This is a genomic window from Pseudactinotalea sp. HY158 (assembly GCF_009660225.1).
Classification (GTDB): Bacteria; Actinomycetota; Actinomycetes; order Actinomycetales; family Beutenbergiaceae; genus HY158.
Genome location: NZ_CP045920.1, coordinates 3,429,083 through 3,452,332 on the forward strand (window position 1 = coordinate 3,429,083; position 23,250 = coordinate 3,452,332).

Below are 23,250 nucleotides of genomic sequence, written 5' to 3' on the forward strand. Positions count from 1 at the left end.
CCCGGATGCGCCTCGAGGTTCGTAATGGCCTCAGACTGCCACGCCCGCCCGGGCCGGCTCGAGCCCGCGCGGGCGGATCTCGATCAGGGTGGCCCAGGGGTCGCGCACCTGGAGACTCCCGTCGACGGTGCGATGATCGACGCCGTTCCGGCCGAGCCGGTGCGCGATCCGCTCGATCTCCTCGCCGGCGGGGACCTCGATCGCGACCTGCCCGAGGCCCAGCGAGGCGGCGCGCGGTCCGGCGCCCCGGGAGTTCCAGCTGTTCAGGCCGATGTGGTGGTGGTAGCCGCCGGCCGCGACGAACAGGGCCTGCGATCCGAATCGGCTCGTCACCTCGAAGCCGAGCACCCCGGCGTAGAAGTCGCGGGCGAGGTCGATGTCGCCGACCTGCAGGTGCACGTGGCCCACGGATGCGGCCGCGTGCTGAGCGCCGGTCATGCCCGCGTCGTCGAGGTGATCCTGCAGGTAGGTGTTCGGGTCGAGGAGGTTCGTGGCCATCCGGACCGAGCCGTCGGCGGCGTAGGTCCAGCTGCTGCGCGCACGGTCGGTGTACAGCTCGACGCCGTTCCCCTCGGGGTCGTCGAAGTAGAACGCCTCCGAGACGAGGTGGTCGGCCGAGCCTGTGAACGCGGCCGGGGCGTGCCGCACCGTGGACAGCACGGCGGCGGCCAGGTCGGCCTGCGTGGGATAGAGCACGGCCGTGTGGAAGAGCCCCGCGTCGCCCCGGTCGAAGTCGGGCAGATCGGACTCACGCGTCAGGCGGACGACCGGATTCCGGCTCCGGCCGAGGGTCACGGTCGGCCCGGCCTGGCCCAGAACGGCGAGGCCGACGCCGGCGGTGTAGAAGGCGACCATCGCATCCGGGTCGCGCACGAGCAGGTCGACGACGCCCATCGAGGTGTCCGGAGCCAGTGTCCGAGTCATGAGGCCTCCCAGTAGTTAAGTCTTCAACTATTGTACCGGATGGATGCTCCGATGGCACGAACCTAGGCCGCGAACACGTCCCGGCCCGGGAGATCGCCGCGCACGCGCCGGAGGCGACGCCCCCGGCCCACTGGGTGACCCGCGGCGTATCAGCCCTCGAGAAGGACGACGCCGAGGGGGTCGACGTCGACCTGGACGACGTCGCCGGGCGCCGGGCGATCGGGGCCCCCCGCGGACGCGGGCCGCAGCAGCGCCCGCACCGTGCCCCACCCCGGCACGTCGAGCCGGGCGGCCGGCTCGCCGCGCTGGAAGCCGAGCGAGCGGATGCGGCCCGTGCGCGGGGCGATCGGGCCCGCGGCCGGCGCGGACGACTCACCCGGCGCGGTGACCCAGAGCGCGCGTGGGCCGAGCGCCCAGGTGCGGTCGTCGTCGTCGGAAATCACGGCGAAGCCGAGGAAGGCGGCGACCGGGGCATCGGCCGGGCGGCTCCAGATCTCGGCCGGGCGGCCGACCTGCACGAGCCGGCCGGCGCGCATGATGCCGACGCGATCGGCGATCGTGAAGGCCTCGTCGTGGTCGTGGGTGACGTACAGGGCGGTCGCCGCGGCCCTGCGCAGGATCGTGGCGAGTTCGACCGTGAGCCGTTCGCGCAGGGAACGGTCGAGGGCCGAGAGTGGTTCGTCGAGGAGGAGCAGCCGGGGCCGGGGTGCGAGCGCGCGCGCGAGAGCGACCCGCTGCTGCTCGCCGCCGGAGAGGGTGGCGGTGGGCCGGTCGCCGTAGCCCGCCAGGCCCACCAGATCGAGGAGCTCGCGCACCCGTTCGCGGCGCGCGGCCCGCGGAACGCGGTCCATGAGGAGTCCGAACTCGACGTTGCCCGCGACGCTGCGATGCGGGAACAGCTGCCCCTCCTGGAACATGAGACCGAAGCCGCGCCGATACGCGGGCACGCCGGCGAGGTCGCGGCCTGCCCAGGCGATCGTGCCGGCGCTCGGGAGCTCGAGACCGGCGATGGCCCGCAGCAGGGAGGACTTGCCGCATCCGGACGGCCCCAGGAGCGCGAGCACCTCACCCGCGCGGACGTGCAGATCGACCGTATCGACGGCGGGGCTCGCCGCCCCGGGGTAGCGCACCTCGACCTGTGCGAGCCCGAGCGCGATCGGCGGGTCGGCGGTCGCGGCCGGATCCGGGGAGGCGGCGGGGCCGGCGTCCGAGCGCGCCGAGGGCATCGGCGGACGGACCGGCGGACGGGGGCCCTGGGGGTCCGGGGCGGGCACGGTGTCGTCCATGGCGGGCACGGTGCGGGTGGGTTCAGAAGTCACTGGAGTGCTCCCCTCGCAGGCGTTCGGCGAGCGTCATGATGGTGGCGGTGAGGATCGCGAGGATGACGGCGGCGGCGAGCGCCATGCCGTAGTTCTGCTCGCCCGGGCGGCCGATGAGCCGGAAGATCACCACGGGCAGGGTGGGACGTTCGGGCCGGGAGAGGAAGCTCGTGGCCCCGAACTCCCCGAGTGAGACGGCGAACGCGAACCCGATCGCGGGACCGAGGGCGCGCAGCAGGAACGGTCCGTCGACGTAGCGCAGCACCCGGCCCGGGGCGGCGCCGAGCACGGCCGCGGCCTCCCGCAGGCGCGGGTCGATGGCACGCAGCACGGGGGCGACGGTGCGCACCACGAGCGGGATCGCCACGACCGCCTGCGCGATCGGGATGAGGATGAGACTCTCCCGCAGATCGAGCGGCGGCCGGTTCAAGGTGATGAGGAATCCGAAGCCGACGGTCACCGCCGAGACCCCGAGCGGCAGCATGAACGCGGCGTCCAGCCCGGCGGCCCCGCGCCGCAGCCACGGCCGGCGGGGGGACCGGCTGACGACGACGGCCACGAGCGTGCCGATCGTCACCGCGAGGAGGGTCGCATCGACGGCGACCCGCAGCGAGTTCGCGGCGGCCTGCCACACGCTCACCGAGAGCGCCGAGTGCTCCCCGGTGCCACCGAGGGCGAGGTAGTTCCCGAGCCCCCAGCCGTCCGGGGTGCGCAGCGAGGCCAGGAGCAGATGCGCCATCGGCAGCACGTGCAGGATCGCGACGGTCACGGCGGTCACGGCGATCGCGGCACCGTCCCCGCCCCGCCACCGCAGCGGCCGGGGCGCGACCGTGAGCCCGGTGAGGCGCAGCGCCACCTCCCGCCGGCGGCGGGCGACGTTCGAGCCGATGAGCGCGCCGATCACGATGACCACCTGGAGCACGGAGAGCACGGCCGCGGCCCGCAGGTCGAGGAACTGTGTCGTCTGGATCCAGATCTCGGTCTCGATCGTGCCCACCCGCGGGCCGCCGAGCACGAGCACGATCCCGAACGCGGTGGCGCAGAAGAGGAACACGAGGCTCGCTGCCGACGCGATCGCGGGCACGAGCGAGGGCAGGGTCACGGTCCGGAACACCCGCCACGGGCTCGCACCGAGCGCCGCCGCCGCCTGTTCGGCGCGCGGATCGAGCCGCTGCCACAGGGCACCGACGCTGCGGACCACCACGGCGTAGTTGAAGAACACGAGCGCCGCGATGACCGCGGTCACGGTGCCGTCGAGACCGAGGAAGCCGAGCGGTCCCCCCTCGGCGAGCAGCGCCCGGAACGCGACGCCGACCACGACCGTCGGCAACACGAACGGCACCGTGACCAGGGCGCGCGCGACGCCCTGGCCGCGGAATCGCCGTCGATACAGCACGTACGCCCCCGGCAGTCCGAGGGCGACCGAGAGCGCCGTGCCCACGAGCGCCTGGCCGAGGGTGAGCCCGAGGAGCCGCCAGGTGCGGGAGCGGCCGAGCACGTCGGCCACTCCGCCCAGGTCGAGGTGGCCGTCCGAGACGAAGCCGGTCGCGATGAGCGTGCCCGCCGGATACACGAAGAAGATCGCGAGGAACACGGTCGGCACGGCCACCGCGACCGTCCACGCCGGCACGCCCAGCCGGCCGCGAGCGAACCCGCGGGGCCGGCCCGGCCGGCGGTCCGGCTCCTGGCCCGACCCTTGGCCGGGCCCCGCTGGCGGCCCGGTCCGGGTGGGTGCGGCGGTCATCAGCCCACGACCTGCTCCTGCCAGGTGCGCAGCCACTCGTCCAGATGCGCATCGATGTCGGCCTGGGGCACGGTGATGGGATTCGGCGCGAGCGGGGCGTGCGCGACCCAGTCGGCGGGCAGGCGGACCGTGTCGTCCACCGGGTACATGAACATCTGCCCGGGGATGTCGGCCTGCACGGGCGCGCTCAGGAGGAAGTCGAGGAACGCCTGGGCGCCTGCGGGATTCTCGGCGCCCGCGAGCACACCGGCGTATTCCACCTGCCGGAAGCAGGTCTCGAGCAGGGCGCCCGTGGTGGAGTCGCCGTCGTCGGTGATCGTGAAGGCGGGCGAGGTGGAGTACGACAACGCGATCGGGCGCGTGCCGCCCGCGCCCTCGGCGGCGGTGAAGTCCGTGTAGTACACGTCCGACCACGAGTCCACGATCTTCAGGCCGTTCTCGTCGAGCCGCTGCCAGTAGGCCACCCACTGATCGCCGTACTCGCCGATCGTCGCGAGCAGGAACGCGAGCCCGGGCGAGGAGCGCGCGGGATTGGAGACGACGGTCAGGTCGGCGTACGCAGGCAGCGTCAAGTCGTCGAGGGTGACCGGTTCGTCGAGGTCGTGGTCGGCGAACCACTGATGGTCGACGTTCATGCACACGTCGCCCACGTCGATCGGCGTGAGCGCGGCCGAGTCGCCGTCGACCGCGTAGGCGGCCGCCGAGGCGGGCAGGTCCGCCGGGGTGTAGTCGGCGAAGACGTCCTCGGCGAGCGCCCGGCCGGCGAAGGAGTTGTCGATGCCGAAGGCGACGTCCCCGAGCGGGGAGTCCTTCGTGAGGATGAGCTGATTCACGAGGGTGCCGCCGTCGCCCGGCGCGGAGAATTCGAGCGTGTATCCCGTCTCCGCCTCGAAGGAGTCGAGCAGGGCCTCGTCGAGGTTGAACGAATCGTGGGTGACCACGCGGACCGTCGTGGGCTGGGAGACGGATCCGGCGGGCTCGGGTGCGCCGCCGCCGGCCAGCGAGCACCCGGCGAGGGCCGCTCCGGTGAGCGCGGCAAGGGCGGGCAGGGCCACCCGGGTGCCGAGTCTTCCCTGGTGTCCGCCGGGGTGACGGCCGGAGTGTGGGTCGGGGTGACGGCCGGGGTGATGTCCCGCGTGTCGGACCTCGTGTCCGTTCTCGTGACGGTTAAGGTGTCGGTCGGGGTGTCGGCGTCCACGCCGGGGATCCGACGCCACCACCTGCGGGGCGGATGCCGCTGCGGGGGCTGCTGCGGCAGGCGCGGCGGATGATGTGCTGTCCGGCTGAGACCGGAAGTCCTGGGTCATGGGTTGAATCCTCCTCAAGTGATGAGAAGGGGTTCCGGATGGAAGAGAAGGCTCGACTCCCTTCGCCGGTGCTAGCCGGATCAGGTTCGAGGGTCTGCGGGTTGCTCCGCACTCTCAGCGCTCTGGGGCGCTCCCCTGTCGTTGTTCTGGGAAGTCTACATCGGTGGGCAGCACCGGCCCATCTCCTCTAGGCTGGGCGTACGGCAACGGGGAGGACAAGCGTGAATTCGCAGAAGCTCATCAACATGGCCATCGTGATGGGAGCCGGCTTCGCGGCCACGAAGGCGATCTCTCTCGCGTGGAAGGGGGTCACCGGTCACGAGCCGCCCAAGGAGATCGACGACGACGGCGAGATCTCGATCACCGAGGTCGTCATCTTCGCGGCCGTCTCGAGCGCGGCCGCTGCACTCGTCAAGGCCTACGCCTCGAAGGGCGCCAAGCACCTCACGGCCCGCCCCGCCGACCGCTGACCCGGAGCTCGGGCTCGGGTTCAGGCGATCCGTGGGTCCGGTCGTCACGGCACGTCCGCCCCGGATTCCGCTCTCGGTTCGATCGCCGCTGTCACTCGAACCGGTCACCGCTCTGCCATCGGCTCCGCCGTCGCCCGAGCGCATCCCTCGCCGCCGCCGCCGCCACTGCCGCCCCGCCGAGCAGGGTGAATCCCGTGGAATCGCACCACGATCCAGCGGTTTCGCCCTGGTCGACGCGGACACCGGAGGTTTCGCCCTGGCCGACGTCGATACCGGCAATTTCGCCCTGGTCGAGGTCCAGCCGATCACCCGCCGCACCGCCACCGGCCACCGGCTCCCTCGCAACTACCGCCATCTGCTCTGTCGCCGTCACCGAGCAGGGTGAATCCCGTGGAATCGCACCACGATCCAGCGGTTTCGCCCTGGTCGACGCGGACACCGGAGGTTTCGCCCTGGCCGACGTCGATACCGGCAATTTCGCCCTGGTCGACGTCCAGCCGATCACCCGCCGCACCGCCACCGGCCACCGGCTCCCTCGCAACTACCGCCATCTGCCCTGTCGCCGTCACCGAGCAGGGTGAATCCCGTGGAATCGCACCACGATCCAGCAGTTTCGCCCTGGTCGACATGGAAACCGGAGGTTTCGCCCTGGTCGAGGTCCAGCCGATCACCCGCCGCACCGCCACCGGCCACCGGCTCCCTCGCAACTACCGCCATCTGCTCTGTCGCCGTCACCGAGCAGGGTGAATCCCGTGGAATCGCACCACGATCCAGCGGTTTCGCCCTGGTCGACGCGGACACCGGAGGTTTGGCCCTGGTCGACGCGGACACCGGAGGCTTGGCCCTGGTCGACATGGAAACCGGAGGTTTCGCCCTGGTCGACGTCCAGCGGATCACCCGCCGCACCGCCACCTGCCCTCGCCCGTCGCCATCGGCACCGCCGCCATCATGGGCTCCACCGCCGAGCAGGGTGAAGTCGGCGGAATCGGACCACGATCCAACGATTTGCCCCTGGTCGACGCGGACACCGGAGGTTTCGCCCTGGTCGACACGCAGACCGGAGGTTTGGCCCTGGTCGACGAAGACAGCAGCGGCTTCGCCCTGGTCGGCACGCAGACCGGAGGCTTCGCCCTGGTCGACGCGCCGGGGTGAAGGGGCGGCGGCCCGCGGCCGTCAGCTGGAGGAGTCCGGCTCCCGGGCCGCGTCGAGGTCGTCGCGCAGTTCGTCCACGATGAGCAGGTCGGAGGGGATCTTCTTCGTGCGGTAGCCCGAGCGGCCCACGAGGTGCGCCGAGACCGGTGAACTGATCATCTGCAGGGCCACGACGAGCACGACCTTCCAGGCGACCTGCACCTCCTGGAACGAGAGCGCGAGCCCGCTCATGAGCAGCGTGATGCCGAGTACCTGGGGCTTCGTGGCGGCGTGCATGCGCGACAGCAGGTCGGGGAAGCGCACGAGGCCGATCGCCGCGACGAGGGTGAGCAGGCTGCCGGTGATGAAGCAGATCGCGGCGAGCACCTCGATGATCTGGTCGATCATTCGCGCGGCCTCCCCTCGGGACCCATCCGGCGCCGGGCGTCACGCTGCTCGGACTCCATCCGCGCGCGCACGCGGGCGAGCCGCTCCCGGACGGCCTCGATCCGCGCCGCCTCGGCGTCCTCGACGGAGGGTGGATCGACGGCGGCGAACCGGGCGAGGGTGACCGAGCCGATGAAGCCGACCGAGGCGAGCACCACGAGGATCACCGTGAGGTCCCGCCGGCCCGTCCACGCCGACCAGATGGTGAGCGTGGCGATGACCACGGCGACGAGCACGTCGAGGGCCACGATGCGATCGAGCATCGAGGGGCCGCGTTCGAGCCGGAACAGCACGGTGAGCGCGGCGGCCGTGAGCAGCACCCCGCAGACGATCATGACGATCTCGTTCATTCCCTCGCTCCCTCCCGCGGCCTGGCCACCCGGAACACCCCGCGCGGCGGATAGCCGGCGGCCTCGATCTCGGCGTCGGAGGCCAGCGCGTACATGATCCGCCGTTCCTGCTCGAGCACGGTGGCCTTCGCCGCCTCGATCCCGCCGGAGATCTCGGCGTCGAACACGTGCACGTACACGACGCCGCTGAGCCGGTGCGCCTCGACGACCACGGACCCCGGCACGAGCGAGGTGAACTGGGCGGTGATCGTGAGCAGCACATCCGAGTGGGTCCGCAGCCGCACCCGCACGACCGCCCCGTGCGGGGTGGGATCGCGCCGGAGGGCGTAGGAGGCGATCTGGTAGGAGGCCACGACCACCTCCCACGCGAACCTCGACAGCAGCACGAACACGCCCGGCAGCCAGACCCGGCCGTCGAAGCCGACCTTCGGCATGGGCAGCAGCCACATCGTCAGCACGGCCAGCACGAGGCCGGCGGCGATGTTCCCGGGCGTGAACGACCCCCACAGCAGCACCCAGACCACCGTGAGCCACAGCGCCATCGGCCACCGGGTCCACCAGCGGCGGCTCACCTCCTGCGGGCGCGGATGGGTGGCGGGGCTCATCCGCCCTCCTCCGCGGTCAGGTCACCCGCGCCGCCGAGCACGGCCGTGATGTAGGGGCTGCGGGCCGTCAGGTCGGCGGCGGCGTGATCGGTGTAGTTGTAGAGCGGCCCGGCCGCGACCGCGATGATCAGGCCGAGCGAGGCGAGCACGGCCGTGGGGCCGAACATCGACCGCGGCACGTGATTGCGCGGCAGGTCCGCCGGGGCCGACTGCCAGAACGCCTTGTTCCATGCCTTGACGATCGCGTAGAGGGTGAGCAACGACGTCAATAATGCCGCCGCGACCGTCGCATAGGCGAGGCCGCTGCCCACGGCCGCCCCCGCCTCGATCAGCCCCATCTTGCCCAGGAACCCCGACATCGGCGGGATCCCGGCGAGGTTCATCGCCGGCACGAAGAACACGATCGCCAGCGCCGGGGCGAACTTCGCGAGCCCGCCGAGCCGTTCGAGCGAGGTGGTGCCGCTGCGGTGCTCGATGAGCCCGGCCACGAGGAAGAGCGCCGTCTGCACGGTGATGTGGTGGATCACGTAGAAGATCGCCGCCGACAGGCCCGCCTGGTTGGCGAGCGACATCCCGAAGACCATGTAGCCGATATGGCTCACGAGGGTGAACGAGAGCAGTCGCTTGAGGTCGTCCTGCGCGACGGCCCCGATGATCCCGATGACCATCGTCACGAGCGCCGCGATCATGAGCAGCCGGTCCATCCGGGGGTCGTCGAAGAGGAGGGTCTGGGTGCGGATGATCGCGTACACGCCGACCTTCGTGAGCAGTCCCGCGAAGACCGCGGTGACCGGGGCGGGCGCCGTGGGATAGGAGTCGGGCAGCCACGCCGACATCGGGAACACCGCGGCCTTGATGAGGAACGCGATGAGCAGCATCGCCTGGAGCACGAAGGCGATGTCGGGATCGATCTCGCCGAGCCGCACGGACAGGTGGGCCAGGTTCAGGGTGCCGGTGGCGGCGTAGATGAGCGCGATGGCGATGAGGAACAGCACCGAGCTGAGCAGCGAGACCACGACGTAGATCGACCCGGCCCGGATCCGCTCCCCGGTGCCCCCGAGGGTCAGCAGCACGAAACTCGCCGCGAGCAGGATCTCGAAGCCGACGTAGATGTTGAACAGGTCCCCGGACAGGAACGCGTTCGCCACGCCCGCCGCGAGCACGAGATAGGTCGGGTGATAGATCGCGACCGGCGCGCCCTCGTGGCCCTCCTGCAGCCCCTCGGCCAGGGAGTACAGCAGCACGCACAGGATGACGATCGCCGAGACGAGGAGCATGAGCGCCGAGAGCCGGTCGGCCACGAGCGCGATCCCGATCGGCGCGTCCCAGCCGCCGACGCTCATCACCTGCGGCCCCTCGGTCTCGGCCAGCACGACGAGCGCGGCGGAGGTCACGAGCATGATCGTGATCGCCGCGACCGAGATGACGCCCTGCGCCTTGGACCGCCGGCCGAGCGCGAGCGCGAGGCCCGCACTCACGAGCGGGACGACGACGGGCAGCGGGATGAGCCAGGTCATCGCTTCCCCTCCTGCGTTCCGACGACGTCGCTCTCCTCGGTCTCGTCCCTCGCCTCGGCCGCTTCTGTCTCCAGGTCGGAGTCGTCGGTGCGGGTGTCCACCTCGGCGCCCTCGAGCAGTCGGGCCGCGAGCCGGCGATCCTCGAGGTCGTCCTGCACCTCGTCGTGGCCGTGCAGCTGCCAGGAGCGATAGGCCATCGCGAGCACGAAGGCGGTGAGGCCGAGGGTGATGACGATGGCGGTGAGCACCATCGCCTGCGGGAGGGGATCGGCCATGTCCTCCGCCGGCCCGGAGCCGTTGAGCGGGGGGCCGCCGGCCCGGCCGCCGGCGATGAGGAAGAGCAGGTTGACGCCGTTGCCGATGAGCGCGATGCCGATGATGACCCGGGAGAGGCTCCGTTCCAGCAGGAGGTAGACGCCGGTGCCGACGAGCACGCCGACGGCCACCACGAGCGCGAGGCTGGGAGTCATGTCGCATCTCCTCCAGGGGCTGACGGCGGGGCGGACGGCGGGGCTGCCGGCGGCGCGGACGACGCGGCGACCGCGGGTGGGCGGGCGTCGTCGGCGGTCACGCGGGGCGAGTCGTGCGGGATCTCCGGGGCGGACTGGCCGGCGGCCTCGCCGTGGCGGTCGACCTCCGCCCCGAGGGAGCGGAGGATGTCGAGCACGAGTCCGACGACCACGAGGTAGACCCCGACGTCGAACACGAGGGTCGAGACGAGGTGGATGTCACCGAAGATCGGCGCGGTGAGGTCGAGCTTGAACGACTGGAGCATCTGGCCCCCGAAGAACATCGGCACGATCCCGGCACCGACCGAGAGGAACAGGCCGCCGCCGAGCAGCGCACCGGGAAGCACCGGGGCCGCCTCCCCCAGCTCGTAGCGCCCGCCGGCCAGGTACCGCAGCGTGAGCGCGATCCCGGCGACGATGCCGCCGGCGAAGCCCCCACCGGGCGCGTTGTGCCCCGAGAACAGCAGGAACAGGCTGAACACGAGCATCGTGTGGAACACGAACCGGGTCGTCACCTCGAGGATGACGGACCGGCGGTACGGGGTCATGCCCTGCGGGCCGGCGAGCCAGCGCCGCCCGCGGCCGGCACGCAGCTCGCCCGGAGGCGTCCGCCAGTACACGCCGCGCGGGTCCCGCGCGGCGGCGGCGTCGGGCCGGGCCTCGGCCAGGTCGCGGGCCCGGTCCACGTGCCCGGAACGGGACCGGATGAACACGAGGGAGGCGACCCCGGTCGCGGCCACGAGCAGCACGGAGATCTCTCCCATCGTGTCCCAGGCGCGGGTGTCCACGAGCGTGACGTTGACGATGTTCCGGCCGTAGCCGAAGTCGAGGGTGACGTCGGGGAACGCGGTCGAGATGGGCTCGGCGATCCGGAACGCCGGCACGGTCAGGGCCAGGTACATGACCAGCAGCGCGACCGAGACGGCCACGAGCACGCGCCACCACCGGTCCCCGCGGAGCCACCGGTGGGAGAAGTAGGGGGGCAGGCGCCGCAGCACGAGGATGAACACCACGAGGGTGACGGTCTCCACGAGCGCCTGCGTGAGCGCGAGGTCCGGCGCACCGTGGAGGGCGAACAGGCTCACCACCCCGTAGCCCGTGATCCCGAGCAGCACCGCCGCCTTGAGCCGGCGCCGGGACCGGGCGGTGAGGATCGCACCGATCGCGATGACGACGACGATGACGGCCTGGGGCAGGTTGTCCCACGGCCGGACCTCGTCCGGGCGGACCCCGCCGGCCAGGAGGGTCCCGGCGGCGAGCGCGACCGTCGTGATGAGGATGAGCGCGAGGTACAGCGGCAGGGAACCGCGTTGAGTGCGCGCGGTGATCGTCACGGCCACCCGGTCGAGGCGGCGCATGAGGCCGCGATAGGTCAGGTCCGCGTCGGGCCCGCCCGCGACGGCGCCCTGCGCCCGCTCGACGTGCCTACGCCCGGCCGCGAGCGCCGTCCCCACGCCGATGACGACCGCCGTGAGCGCGAGCGGCAGGCCGAACCCGCCCCAGAGCGTGAGGTGGCCCGGCTCCCCGGCCGCGTAGGTGGCGGCGTAGGGCCCGAGGAGGCGCTCGCCGAGCCCGGGCAGGAGGCCCGCGACGAGCCCGGCCACGGCGAGGACGTTCGGCGAGACGAACAGCCCGGGTGCCTCCGGGGTGAGCGGGGTCGGCGCGATGCCCGGCTTCGCGGCGAAGGCACCCCACAGGAACCGCATGCCGTAGGCGAAGGTGAGGACCGAGCCGACGACCACGGCGACGAGGAGCACGATCCCCGCGGGATCGGCGGTGCCCGCGAGCGCCTCGAGCACGGCCTCCTTGGCCACGTAGCCGGCGGTCGGCGGCAACCCGACCATCGAACAGACGGCGAGCACCCCCGGGATCGTGGCCCACGGCAGTCGCCGGGCGAGGCCGGACAGCTCGCGCACGTCCCGGGTGCCGGCGGCGGCGTCGATCGCCCCGACCGTGAGGAACAGGGCGGCCTTGAACATCGCGTGGGCGCCGATGAGGGCGAGGCCGGCGAGGGCCACGGCGCGGTCGCCCTGACCCACGAGGAGGATGAGGAAGCCGAGCTGGGAGACCGTGCCGAAGGCGAGCAGGAGCTTGAGGTCGTCCTGGCGCAGGGCCCGGTACCCCCCGATGATCAGGGTGGTCGCGCCGAGGCCGAGCACGAGCCAGCGCCACACGGGATCGTCGGCGTAGCCGGGCGCGAACCGGGCCACCAGGTACACGCCCGCCTTGACCATCGCGGCCGCGTGCAGGTACGCGGAGACGGGCGTCGGGGCGGCCATCGCCGACGGCAGCCAGAAGTGGAACGGCACCTGCGCCGACTTGCTCAGCGCCCCGAGGAGCAGGCACGCGAGCGCCACCGGCACGAGCGGGGAGTCCACGGGGTTCGCCACGAGCTCGCTGATCGAGTACGAGCCGCCCTCGGCCTCGCCGAGGATCGCGATGCCGGCGAGCATGGCCAGGCCGCCGAAGGTCGTCACGATGATCGCCTGCATGGCCGCGCGGCGCGAGCCCTTGCGCTCGAAATAATGCCCCACGAGCAGGTAGGAGAACACCGTGGTCAGTTCCCAGAACACGTAGAGCACGATCGTGTTGTCCGTGGTGACCAGCCCGAGCATCGTGCCGGCGAAGGCCACGAAGATCGCCGCGAATCGGCCCAGCGCCTTGGCGCCGGAGGCGAAGTACCAGGCGCAGTAGGCGAGCACGAAGAAGCCGATGCCGCCGACGAGCAGCATCATGAGCCAGGAGAGCACGTCGAGGCGGAAGTCGAGGTTCATCCCGAGGGAGGAGACCCACTCGACCTGGACCGCGGGCCCGCGCCCGTCGAGCACGCGGGCCGTGTTCGCGAGCGCCCAGATCGCCACCGAACCCGGCACGAGCGCCAGCACGAGGAACCCCTTGCGCCCCAGCCGCCCCATCAGCCACGGCGCGACAAGAGCCGCGACGAGGTGTGCGATGAGAAGCTGCAGCACGTCCGCTCCGGGGTGGGCGTGAATGTGGGTGGCCGAATGCCGCGGGCCAACCCGTGTTCACCCGCAACGAAGCGGTTTCAGTCTATCCGGTCGCCGCGGTCCCTCCCGGAGGCGCTCCGCGGCGGCGGCCCGTTAGGATCGGGCCATTATGCCTGAACAACGCCGTCGTGCCGGCATGGTCCTGCCGTTGCTCGGGATCCTCCTCGTGGCGATCAACCTGCGGCCCGCGATCACCTCGGTCGGGCCCGTGCTGCCACTGCTCGGGGACGACCTCGCGCTCGACGCCTCCGCGCTCGGGCTGCTCGGCGCGCTGCCGGTGGCCGTGTTCGGGATCGTCGCGGTGGTCGTGGCCCCGCTCGTGCAGCGCTTCGGGGTGGAACGCACCACGGCCGGGGCCCTCGCCCTCCTGACCGTGGCGACCGTGCTGCGCTCCTGGCCCGGCCCGAGCGCGAACCTGTGGATCGGGACCGTGCTCATCGGGGCGGCGATCGCGGTCGGGAACGTCGTCGTGCCGGTGATCGTCAAGACCTCCTTCCCGCGGTCCACGGCCCTCGTGACCGCCGTCTACGTGGCCGTGCTGGGGATCTTCGCCGGGCTCGCCGCGGCGCTGGCCGTGCCGCTCGCGGAGGGCTCGCGGCTGAGTTGGCGATTCTCGCTCGGCGTGTGGGCGATCCTCACGTTCGCCGGGCTGTGCTTCTGGACGGCGCGCGCCCTCCGCGCCCGGTCACCCGGCGCCGGCGGCGTGCTGCCGGTCGGCGCGGCGGGTACCGCGAGTGCAGAGCGCCCAGCGCACCCTGCGCAGAAGGAGCAGCGGGCCCAGAAGGCGCAGAAGGCGGGTGGGGCGGGCGTGTGGCGACGCGCGACGGCCTGGCAGATCTCGGTCTACATGGGCGTGCAGTCGAGCGTGTTCTACGTGGCCCTCACGTGGCTGCCGACCGTGGAGCAGGAGCTCGGCGTGGACCCGGTGGCCGCCGGCTGGCACATGTTCATCCTCCAGGTCGCCGGCGTGGTCGGCAACCTCGCGGCCCCCGCCCTCATGCGGATCGGTGGGGACCAGCGCGTCGCGGCCGTACTCCCCGGGATACTGTATGGCACTGCCGCGATCGGGTTACTGCTGGCACCCGGCATCGTCGTGCCCTGGGTCGCGCTGACCGGCCTCGGCACCGGCGTCGCGTTCGTCGTAGCTTTGACCCTGATCGCCGGACGGGCCTCGGATATAGCCACCGCCAAGCACGTATCCGCCATGGCTCAAGGCGTCGGATACGGGGTCTCAGCACTTGCGTTGTTCATAGCGGGACTCGTGCAGGCGTGGGACCCGCTGGCAGTCCTCGGCGTCATCGCCATAGCGAGTGCGGGTGTCGTTCTGACCGGCGCATACGCTGGCCGACGCTCGTTGCTGAGCGCCACCACAGGAATACACCCCGGCTCCAATTGATCGCCCCCAGCCGTGCACCGACTGCCCCATGCGCGCATGGCCTCGGCCGAGCATCATCCATGCGTGGCCGCGCATGACTACGCCTCCCGCTCGCCTCTCGGGCTGAGCACCGCCGCTCGCCCCGCCTCCAGCCGCGCGATCGGCACTCGGTAGGGGGAGCAGGAGACATAGTCGAGCCCGATATCGTGGAAGAAGCGGATCGACTCCGGGTCACCACCATGTTCGCCGCACACGCCCATCGGAAGTGTCGGCTTCGTGCGGCGGCCCCCGGCGACGCCTGCCTCGACGAGCACGCCCACACCATCGGCGTCGATCGTCTCGAACGGGGAGATCGTCAGCACCCCGTTGCGCAGATAGGTCGGGAAGAACGTTGCCTCCACATCATCGCGGCTGAAGCCCCAGGTGGTCTGGGTCAGGTCATTGGTTCCGAAGGAGAAGAAGTCGGCTTCCTCCGCGATGCGGTAGGCCGTCAGCGCGGCGCGCGGTAGCTCGATCATGCAGCCGATCGGTACCGACCTGCCTCTGATGCTCGGAAACAGTTCGCGGCAGATGTCGCGAACGATCTGCTGCTCACGCACGGAGCCGACCAGTGGGACCATGATCTCCGGGCGTGGGTCTCCGGCTGCATCCAGCCGGATATCCGTCGCCTCGCAGATGGCGCGGATCTGCATACGCAGCAGTCCCTCGATCTTGAGCCCGAGGCGCACACCTCGCATGCCGAGCATCGGATTCAGCTCCCGGTGCTCTCGCAGGACGGAGACGAGCGCAGCGCGATCCCGATCGTCGTCACCGCGCTCTGCGGCCACGGCCGCTGCGGCCGCGACGTCGACCAGGTCTGGGAGGAACTCATGCAGTGGGGGATCCAGTAGCCGGATCGTGACGGGCAGGCCGTCCATGGCCTCCAAGACCTCGACGACGGCGTCTCGCTGCACGGGCAGCAGCGCCTCGAGTGCCGCCTCCTCTGCCGCCGGGGACCCCGCGAGCACGAGCGCCTCGACCAGGCCGCGGCGGTCCCCGAGGAACTGATGCTCCGTGCGGCACAGGCCAATGCCCTCGGCTCCCCGATCGCGCGCCTTGAGAGCATCCACGCGGTTGTCCGCATTAGCCCGCACACCCATTCGGCGCCGGGCATCCGCGTGGTCGAGCAGCCGGTGTAGCGACGTGACGAGCTCGGCACTGTTCGAGTCTGCCGCAACCAGGGCGCTCTCCAAGCCCTGCTCCACATAGACCATGGCGGCGGAGTCGACGACGTCGACCTGTCCGGCGAAGACCTCACCCGTCGTCCCGTCGATGGAGATCGTGTCCCCTTCGGACAGAACCATGTCGGCGACCCTCATCGTGCGTCCCACCGGATCGATCTGCAGTTCCTCGGCGCCGACGACTGCGCAGGTGCCCATGCCCCGGGCGACGACTGCGGCATGGGAGGTCTTGCCACCACGGGCGGTGAGTACCCCGCGGGCTGCGAGCATGCCATGCAGGTCGTCCGGATTGGTTTCGCGCCGGACCAGAATCACCGATGCCCCCTCCCCCGCCCTCCGTATCGCGACGTCGTTCGTGAACGCGATCTCTCCGACGGCCGCCCCCGGGGAGGCGCCCATCCCCACGGTCAATGGCGTACGCGGCAGCAGGGAATCGAACTGGGGGAACAAGAGTTGTGACAACTGCGCACCACTGACGCGTGTCAGGGCCTCGTCCATCGTGATGAGGCTCTCGTCGACGAGCTGCGTGGCGATCCGGAAGGCGGCCGAGGGCGTGCGCTTACCCACCCTGGTCTGCAGGAGCCAGAGCTTCCCGCGCTCGATCGTGAATTCGATGTCGCACAGGTCCCGATAGTGAGTCTCCAGCCGGCGCATGGCGGTGAGCAGTTCGCGATACGCCTCCTCGTCCAGCTCCGCAAGTTCCTCGAGAGCGAGGGTGTTGCGAACCCCGGAGACGACGTCCTCACCTTGCGCATTGGGCAGATAGTCCCCATATCCTCCCGGCCGGCCGGACGACGGATCGCGTGTGAACGCGACCCCCGTACCCGAGGTGGCACCCAGATTCCCGAACACCATCGCCTGAATATTGACCGCGGTGCCCAGATCGTGCGGGATTCGTTCGCGACGCCTGTACAGTTGCGCGCGTTCAGAGTTCCAGGACTTGAACACCGCTTCGATCGCCAAGTCGAGTTGCTCCCGCGGATGTTGCGGAAATTCGCGGCCACACTCCCCGCGTACCAGCTCCTTGTACCGATGCACGAGTTCCCGCAACGCGCCTGCGTCGAGGTCCGCCTCGCCGTCCATCCCATGCAGTGCCTTCATCCGGTTCGATTCATCCACGAAGACCGCGTCGGGTACGCCGAGAACAGTCTTACCGAACATCTGGATCAGGCGTCGGTAGGAGTCCCACGCGAAACGTTCGTCCCCGGAGGATTCGGCGAGTCCTTGAACCGCCGCGTCGTTCAACCCGACGTTCAGGACCGTGTCCATCATGCCGGGCATCGAGTGCTGCGCGCCGGAGCGCACGGAGACCAGCAGCGGATCGTGGAAGTCGCCGAGCCGACGGCTCATCGCGTCCTCGACGGCCCGGAGCGCCGTCGTCACCTCGACTCGCAATTCCGGCGGCAGAATCCCGTCCGTGAGGTAGGCACGCGAGGCGGCCGTGGAAATCGTGAACCCCGGTGGGACCGGCAGGCCGAGGTTGGTCATCTCGGCCAGGTTGGCTCCCTTACCGCCGAGCACATCGCGCAGCTCCTTGCTGCCTTCGCTGAACCTGTAGACGTAGTGCATCCTGCCGACCCCTTCGTCGTTCCACATGTCGATCTCGGGACTCACGTGCTCGAGACGCGGCCCCTCCACGTCAACGTCGTCGACGGGAGCAGGTACTCAATCGATCGACGCCTCGAGCCGGACGTTGACGGCCCGTCCGAGGAGTTTGACCACCGCCAGCAATGCGATGGCGATGACCAGGACCACGAGTATCAGGCCGTACACCTCGTCGATACGCATGCGGTGCCCCGCCCGCTGGATCAGGTACCCCAGACCCGCGACGGAACCGAACATCTCGATGCTCAGTACGGCGATGATGGCCATCGAGATCGACATTTGTAGGCCGTTCATGATGTTCCGCGCCGCGGACCGCACCACGACCTTGCGCATCGTGTCGAGTCGTGACAGGCCGAACGCCCGTGCCACCGAGAGGTGCGTCTCCTGAACGCTACCGACACCGACGACCGTGTTGAATACCGCCGGAAAGAATGCGTAGACGGCGCCGAAGGCAATCTTGGATGAGATGCCCAGGCCCATGCCCACGAGGAACAGCGGTATCAGGACCATCAGCGGCACGGCGAACGCTGCCATGAGCAGCGGGGTGGCCACCCGCCGAACAGGTTCGATGCTGCCGATGACCAGGCCGACCGCGATGCCCAGGACCCCGGCGATGACGAATGCTGCAGTCACCTCGACAAGCGTGACGAGCGCATTGCCGACAAGGGTGCCATCGCCGGTGAGGGGGCCGGCGGCCGCAGCGAGAGAGTCCGAGAGACGGGGCAACGTCAAAGGGCTGATGTCGAACATTGCAGGGCCGAACTGCCAGAAGGCCGCAATCAGCGCGAGCAGCCCGGCCTGCCACAACAGCTTGCGTGTCGGGCTGACGAATCCTTCGGTCATTTCAATCACTCCAGCGGCTGAGCCGCATCTCTAGGGCGCGGAGCGCACCGGCCCCGGCGAGGAGGATCACGGACGTGAGCACGACGTACACCCAGAACTGATCGAGCGTGCTCTGATAGCCGGCACCGACAATCCGATTTCCGAGACCGCTGACGGCGGCGAACATCTCCGCCAGGAGGACGCCGATGCCCGCGTAGACGAAGCCGATCCGGAGGGCAGAGACCATGGCGGGCAGCGTCGAGGGCACGAACAGCCGCGAACACCGGAACCAGAACGACGCCCCGATGGCGTCGAAGAGCTGTAGATGCAGCGCCCGGATCCCGCGCACGGCCACCATCATCCCCATGAGGAGTGGGAACACGCCGAAGACCGCACCGAAGAGAACCTTGGATGTCGTTCCCAGGCCGACTGCCATGATGAAGATCGGGAACAGGGTCACCTTCGGGAACGCGAACAGCGTGGCGATCGGCCCGTAGGTCACCTCGAACGCTAGCGGGCTCAGCCCGAGCACGATCCCCAGGAGCGTGCCCGCCACCGTGAAGATCACGGTGGCCAGCAGCAGCTCCACGACTGTGACGCCCACGTGGTGCCATATCTCGCCTGCAGCCTGCAGTTCCAAGAACGCCTGCACGATCCCCGTCGGCGAGGAGAACAGCCGCGGGTCGATGACCTCCGTCCGAGAGAGCAGCTCCCATAGGCCCAGAACTGCGAGGAGCACCACGCCGATCTGCGCTGAGAGTGGGACCGTCCGCCGCGTGCGGATCGACTGATCCTCGAGCGGCCGCGCCCCGTGCCCGACATCCAGGGTTCGACTCATGACCGCTCGCTTCTGCGCCAGTCACCCTCGAGCTGCTGCCAGAGCTCATTTCGAAGGACGCCGAACTCGGGTTCGTCGATCAACTCCACCGGCCTCAGCGCAGGCAGGTCGATGGGCAGCACCGTGCGCACTCGTCCCGGCCGGGACGACAGGGCGACCACCCTGTCCGAGAGGAGGACGGCCTCGGTGAGCGAGTGCGTCACCATGATCATGGTTCCACCGATCCGAGAGTGCAGTGCGCGCAGCTCCTGGCCCATGAGATTCCGGGTCTGTTCATCCAGTGCCGCGAAGGGTTCGTCCAGCAGCATGACCTCCGGTTCCATCACGAGGCCCCGCGCGAGCGCCGCGCGCTGGCGCATCCCCCCTGACAACTCCCTCGGGTAGGCCCGAGCGAACTGTCCGAGACCGACCTGATCCATGGCCATCGCGACGGCCCTGCGGATGTCTGCCCGACGGTCGCCGCGCGCCAGGAGGCCCAGCCCCACGTTCTCTTCGATCGTGTACCAGGGCAGCAGTGCGTCCTCCTGGAACACCACCGCGACCGATCCCGGGTTCGGCTTGGTCACCGTGGTACCGGCGACAGATACGCTGCCCTCGGAGGCCCGGGAGAGCCCGGCGATGATGCGCAGCAACGTCGACTTTCCACAGCCTGAGGCGCCCACGAGTGACACCAGTTCACCGGGCTCGATACTGAAGGACACGTCGTCGAGAGCGGTGATTCGATCGGTCTTCGTGACGTAGGTCTTCGAGACGTTCTCGACCACGATCCGACCGAGCTGCTTCCGGTCGGCGCCGTGGCCCGGGTCTGTGCCGGGATCCCGCCTGCATTCCTTGAGGGGTAGTGCCACGTCGTTGTCCGTCATTGGTTCTCCTTCGCATGCGAGGTGCGCGGCCCGACCTGCTGCGCAGCAGTCGGGACCCGGCCAGTCATGAGCAGGTTGCGGGCTCCACCTGGTGCAGAATCTGGTCTGCCGCGAGAGTTCCCTCGACAAATCCCGGAATCTCGCCCACCGTGTCGAGCATCGACTGAAGCCGCTGCGGGTCGAGTTGCCCCGTCGGGTTGTAGTCCGGCACTACGAGGTCGTAGACCACCTGTGCCTTCTCTGCGTCCAGGTCGTAGAACCGGGATATGAACTCCTTTGCTTCCCCTGGGTTCTCCTCGAGCCATGCGACCGCCTCGACATAGGCCCCGACCACCTTCGCGGCCGTGGCTTCGTCTTCGAGCGCGTCGGCCCCGGCGTGAATGCCCGTGAAGCTGAAGTCGGGGAGTTCCTCGTCATATCTCGAGACCCAGCGCTTGCCGTCGTCCTCGAGCATGTGACCCCACGGCAGGAGCACGACCGCTGCGTCGATGTCTCCCTTGTCCAAGGCGCTACCGATGGCGGGCACGGAGCCGCCGAGGGGCACACCTGTCATGTCGTCCGCGGAGAGGCCGGCCTGCTGCATGGACCACAGCGCGAACCACTGCGAGAGTGCACCCTCGGAAGTGAACGAGATGGTCGCACCCGACTGGAGGTCGTCCAGCGTCTGTATGGGCGAGTCCTCTGCGACCACGAGTCCCCAGCCGGCCGCAGTACGGTTCACCTCGGCGATCGTACTGATGTCAGCGCCCTCTTCGACTGCGGAGACCACGGCGGTGGTTGCCACCCAGCCGTATCCCACCTCACCGGCAGCGAGTGCGGGCATGAGCGCACCGCCACCCTGGAAGAAGGTGATGGTGGCATCCAGTCCGCACTTCTCGTAGATGCCTTGCTCGTCGGCGATCACCAGCGCCATGTTCGCACCGTCCTTTTCCACAGCAAGGCCGATATCAACAGGGGTGAGCCCGTCCGCTCCGGACGAGTCGGACGAGCCGCAGGCACCTAGTGCCAGGACAAGCGAGCCCGCAAACGTAGCCGTGATCAGTTTCGTGCGCATAGTGAGGCCTCTCTCGACATCGTCGTCGCGGATCCGCGTTACAGTAAAATGTTAGCTATAATCGTTCAAGGTTGTCAACCCCGCCCGGGCACGACTGCGTCGTCACCCTCGCGCGGAGCACGCCACCCCGACAACAGCCAACTCACTGAGGAGGACACTTGCGGCGCCACCATCGCGGTGTGCATGGATGGCACCGTCTCGACCACTCAACGCGCCGGCTTGCCCGCCACGTCGAGTCGCCACAACCTCCGCCATGATCGAGACCGCCGTCTCGGCGGGGGTGTGGCCACCCAGATCCAGCCCGATCGGTGAATGGATACGCGCCTGGGCAGCGTCGGTCACTCCCCTCGCGCGCAGCCGAGCAGACCGTTCGCGATGAGTTCGCCGACTCCCCATGGCGCCTATGTACCCCGCCGGCAGTTCAACCGCCAACTCCAGCAGCGGTTCATCGAACTTGGCGTCGTGCGTGAGCACGCAGATCGCAGTTCGCTCATCGACAGCGGCGTTGCCCAAGTACCGATGCGGCCAGTCGACCACGACTTCGTCGGCATCCGGAAAACGTTCCCTCGTGGCGAATACCGGTCTCGCATCACAGACCACGACGTGGTATCCGAGGACCTTGCCGATCGTCGCCAGCGATGCAGCGAAGTCGACCCCTCCGAAGACGAGCAGCTGCGGCGGCGGAAGGAACGGCTCGATCAGAGCACGGCTGCGCCCCCCACCGCTCCCGCCGAGCAGGAACGTACGAGGCACCTCGTCGCGACCGGCACGCCCGAGCGCCTCACCGATCTGAGCGAGCAGAACCGGCGGGAGCTCCTCTCCCACCGGCGTCCCTCCGGACAGCAGCACGTGCCTACCCGCCTGCGGGCCTTCAAGGACCGTCACAAGGGCTGCCGGGCGATGGCTGGAGACTTGCTCCCTCAGCCACCTCAGGTCGCTGACTCCGGGAACCATCCGCTCGATGAACACCTCGATCTCACCCCCGCATGTCATCCCGACGGCGAAGGCCTCGTCATCGCTGACACCATATCTCGCCAACTGAGGCGTACCGGTCGCCAGCGTGTCACGGCAGCGTTCGTAGACATCGGCTTCAATGCAGCCGACCGACACACTCCCGATGACGTGGCCGGCAGCATCGACCGCGAGCGCGGCACCGGGCAGTCGCGGCGCCGAGCGCCAGGTCTCGACGACGGTCGCAAGGGCGAACGGTTCCGCCCACCCGGCGATCTCGGCCAGCAACTCCCGCATCACATGCCTCCCGTATCCTGCGTGCTCAATACCGACGTGAAGGAGCGTCCAGGTCTCGGCTAAGCCCGCTCCCAGCCCGCTTCGAGGTGACGAATGATCTCCTTGCGCCGTCGGCGCGCGCTCGGGTCACCGAAAGTTCGAATGAGCGCCCAGAGGCCGACGAGGAGACCGGCCGCGCCCAAGACCACAGTGCCGTACCGCCGCACCAGCACTGGACCGACGGCTCCGCCCAGGTCCAGCACGTCGTCCTTCGCCCGCGCGGCCGCTGGGGGACCGGCGTGGTCGGTCTGCCCCGGCCGAGTCGACTGCACGTCGGCCGTTTCGAGGGAAGACGGCGACTCGTGCGGCCTCGGAGTGGCGTGAACATCGCCCGGTCGCTGCGTCGACGGGGCAGGCGCACCACGCAGATCTGCCTCCAGGTTTGCGACGAATTTCGTCAGGATCGCGTTCGAGACGTCTTCGAGCATTGCTCGGCCGAACTGCGCGACCTTGCCGCTCAACTGGAGCGACGTGACCACCGACACGCGAGTGGAGTGCGCCCCCTCGTCCCCCAGCTGCATCGTGAGCGTCGCACTCGCTCCCGAGGCTCCTCGGACATCCCGGCCCTCGAGGTCCATACGGAGACGCCGAGCGGATTCATCGCATTCGGCGAACGAGATCGTTCCGCGGAACTTCTGAGTCACCGCACCCACTCGCACGGTGACCGTGCCTACGTAGGGATCCGTGGTCGATTCGTCGACAGCGGCGCCCGGCATGCAGCGGGCCACCCGCGGCACGTCGGTCAGCGCGGCCCATGTCTGCGTGATGGGGGCCCCGACTGTGAAGTCGTGTGTGAGGTCCATTGCTGTTCCCTTCCTGGCGCCTGCAGGCGCGTTACCAGATGTCGCCGATCCG

Annotated in this window: 21 protein-coding genes and 1 riboswitch; of the genes, 3 read left to right on the forward strand and 18 right to left on the reverse strand. The window is 69.8% G+C overall.

Annotated features, from left to right (window positions below; genetic code table 11):
* Window positions 1–30: 30 nt before the first annotated feature.
* The 4 genes from GCE65_RS15160 to GCE65_RS15175 form a co-directional block, all read right to left on the reverse strand.
* On the reverse strand, window positions 31–924 hold the full coding sequence (locus GCE65_RS15160) for a VOC family protein (protein ID WP_153878957.1): 894 nt from the start codon (window positions 922–924) through the stop codon (window positions 31–33).
* Between the two features lie 149 nt (window positions 925–1,073).
* The gene (locus tag GCE65_RS15165; protein WP_228760000.1) at window positions 1,074–2,243 is read right to left on the reverse strand and encodes an ABC transporter ATP-binding protein; all 1,170 of its coding nucleotides are present in this window, start codon (window positions 2,241–2,243) and stop codon (window positions 1,074–1,076) included.
* Complete coding sequence (locus tag GCE65_RS15170) at window positions 2,233–3,987, reverse strand: iron ABC transporter permease (RefSeq protein ID WP_153878958.1); 1,755 nt, start codon at window positions 3,985–3,987, stop codon at window positions 2,233–2,235. The genes GCE65_RS15165 and GCE65_RS15170 overlap by 11 nt, the downstream gene beginning before the upstream one ends.
* Entirely contained in the window at window positions 3,987–5,042 is a 1,056-nt protein-coding gene (locus tag GCE65_RS15175) for a thiamine ABC transporter substrate binding subunit (protein ID WP_228760001.1), read from the reverse strand. Before GCE65_RS15175 ends, GCE65_RS15170 begins: the two co-directional genes overlap by 1 nt.
* 292 nt (window positions 5,043–5,334) lie before the next feature.
* Window positions 5,335–5,441: riboswitch (TPP riboswitch) on the reverse strand.
* 74 nt (window positions 5,442–5,515) lie between these two features.
* On the opposite strand from GCE65_RS15175, the gene GCE65_RS15180 reads away from it, so the two are divergent.
* Window positions 5,516–5,764: a DUF4235 domain-containing protein gene (locus GCE65_RS15180; protein ID WP_152909760.1), complete on the forward strand. Its 249-nt coding sequence runs from the start codon at window positions 5,516–5,518 to the stop codon at window positions 5,762–5,764.
* A 91-nt stretch (window positions 5,765–5,855) separates the two neighbouring features.
* Here GCE65_RS15180 and GCE65_RS15185 read toward each other — a convergent pair whose 3' ends face one another.
* Complete coding sequence (locus GCE65_RS15185) at window positions 5,856–6,137, reverse strand: hypothetical protein (protein WP_153878960.1); 282 nt, start codon at window positions 6,135–6,137, stop codon at window positions 5,856–5,858.
* A gap of 575 nt (window positions 6,138–6,712) precedes the next feature.
* Here GCE65_RS15185 and GCE65_RS15190 point away from each other — a divergent pair.
* Window positions 6,713–6,916 carry a hypothetical protein gene (locus GCE65_RS15190; RefSeq protein ID WP_153878961.1) on the forward strand — a complete coding sequence of 68 codons (204 nt, stop codon included), beginning with the start codon at window positions 6,713–6,715 and terminating at the stop codon, window positions 6,914–6,916.
* A 21-nt stretch (window positions 6,917–6,937) separates the two neighbouring features.
* On the opposite strand, the gene mnhG is transcribed toward GCE65_RS15190, so the two are convergent.
* The 6 genes from mnhG to GCE65_RS15220 are packed head-to-tail and all read right to left on the reverse strand — an operon-like array spanning window position 6,938 to window position 13,292.
* Window positions 6,938–7,303, reverse strand: a complete 366-nt coding sequence (gene mnhG / locus GCE65_RS15195) for a monovalent cation/H(+) antiporter subunit G (protein WP_152909763.1) — start codon at window positions 7,301–7,303, stop codon at window positions 6,938–6,940.
* On the reverse strand, window positions 7,300–7,692 hold the full coding sequence (locus GCE65_RS15200) for a monovalent cation/H+ antiporter complex subunit F (RefSeq protein ID WP_153878962.1): 393 nt from the start codon (window positions 7,690–7,692) through the stop codon (window positions 7,300–7,302). Before GCE65_RS15200 ends, mnhG begins: the two co-directional genes overlap by 4 nt.
* Complete coding sequence (locus tag GCE65_RS15205; protein ID WP_152909765.1) at window positions 7,689–8,297, reverse strand: Na+/H+ antiporter subunit E; 609 nt, start codon at window positions 8,295–8,297, stop codon at window positions 7,689–7,691. Before GCE65_RS15205 ends, GCE65_RS15200 begins: the two co-directional genes overlap by 4 nt.
* Window positions 8,294–9,814, reverse strand: coding sequence for a Na+/H+ antiporter subunit D (locus tag GCE65_RS15210; RefSeq protein ID WP_152909766.1), 1,521 nt, complete (start codon window positions 9,812–9,814; stop codon window positions 8,294–8,296). The genes GCE65_RS15205 and GCE65_RS15210 overlap by 4 nt, the downstream gene beginning before the upstream one ends.
* On the reverse strand, window positions 9,811–10,284 hold the full coding sequence (locus GCE65_RS15215; RefSeq protein ID WP_152909767.1) for a Na(+)/H(+) antiporter subunit C: 474 nt from the start codon (window positions 10,282–10,284) through the stop codon (window positions 9,811–9,813). The genes GCE65_RS15210 and GCE65_RS15215 overlap by 4 nt, the downstream gene beginning before the upstream one ends.
* The gene (locus tag GCE65_RS15220; protein ID WP_153878963.1) at window positions 10,281–13,292 is read right to left on the reverse strand and encodes a Na+/H+ antiporter subunit A; all 3,012 of its coding nucleotides are present in this window, start codon (window positions 13,290–13,292) and stop codon (window positions 10,281–10,283) included. Before GCE65_RS15220 ends, GCE65_RS15215 begins: the two co-directional genes overlap by 4 nt.
* A gap of 148 nt (window positions 13,293–13,440) precedes the next feature.
* Between GCE65_RS15220 and GCE65_RS15225 the strand changes: the two genes are divergently transcribed.
* A complete protein-coding gene (locus GCE65_RS15225; RefSeq protein ID WP_153878964.1) occupies window positions 13,441–14,727 on the forward strand; it encodes an MFS transporter in 1,287 nt (428 codons plus the stop codon).
* 77 nt (window positions 14,728–14,804) lie between these two features.
* On the opposite strand, the gene ppdK is transcribed toward GCE65_RS15225, so the two are convergent.
* The 7 genes from ppdK to GCE65_RS15260 form a co-directional block, all read right to left on the reverse strand.
* On the reverse strand, window positions 14,805–17,495 hold the full coding sequence (gene ppdK / locus GCE65_RS15230) for a pyruvate, phosphate dikinase (protein WP_153879312.1): 2,691 nt from the start codon (window positions 17,493–17,495) through the stop codon (window positions 14,805–14,807).
* Between the two features lie 96 nt (window positions 17,496–17,591).
* Complete coding sequence (locus GCE65_RS15235; RefSeq protein WP_153878965.1) at window positions 17,592–18,374, reverse strand: ABC transporter permease; 783 nt, start codon at window positions 18,372–18,374, stop codon at window positions 17,592–17,594.
* Window position 18,375: 1 nt separating this feature from the next.
* Window positions 18,376–19,191 carry an ABC transporter permease gene (locus GCE65_RS15240; RefSeq protein WP_153878966.1) on the reverse strand — a complete coding sequence of 272 codons (816 nt, stop codon included), beginning with the start codon at window positions 19,189–19,191 and terminating at the stop codon, window positions 18,376–18,378.
* Complete coding sequence (locus tag GCE65_RS15245; RefSeq protein WP_194928739.1) at window positions 19,188–19,955, reverse strand: ABC transporter ATP-binding protein; 768 nt, start codon at window positions 19,953–19,955, stop codon at window positions 19,188–19,190. Before GCE65_RS15245 ends, GCE65_RS15240 begins: the two co-directional genes overlap by 4 nt.
* 163 nt (window positions 19,956–20,118) lie before the next feature.
* Window positions 20,119–21,108 carry an ABC transporter substrate-binding protein gene (locus tag GCE65_RS15250; RefSeq protein ID WP_153878968.1) on the reverse strand — a complete coding sequence of 330 codons (990 nt, stop codon included), beginning with the start codon at window positions 21,106–21,108 and terminating at the stop codon, window positions 20,119–20,121.
* Window positions 21,109–21,210: 102 nt separating this feature from the next.
* On the reverse strand, window positions 21,211–22,356 hold the full coding sequence (locus tag GCE65_RS15255) for an XdhC family protein (RefSeq protein WP_153878969.1): 1,146 nt from the start codon (window positions 22,354–22,356) through the stop codon (window positions 21,211–21,213).
* A 59-nt stretch (window positions 22,357–22,415) separates the two neighbouring features.
* Window positions 22,416–23,198, reverse strand: a complete 783-nt coding sequence (locus tag GCE65_RS15260) for an SRPBCC family protein (protein WP_153878970.1) — start codon at window positions 23,196–23,198, stop codon at window positions 22,416–22,418.
* Window positions 23,199–23,250 lie beyond the last annotated feature (52 nt).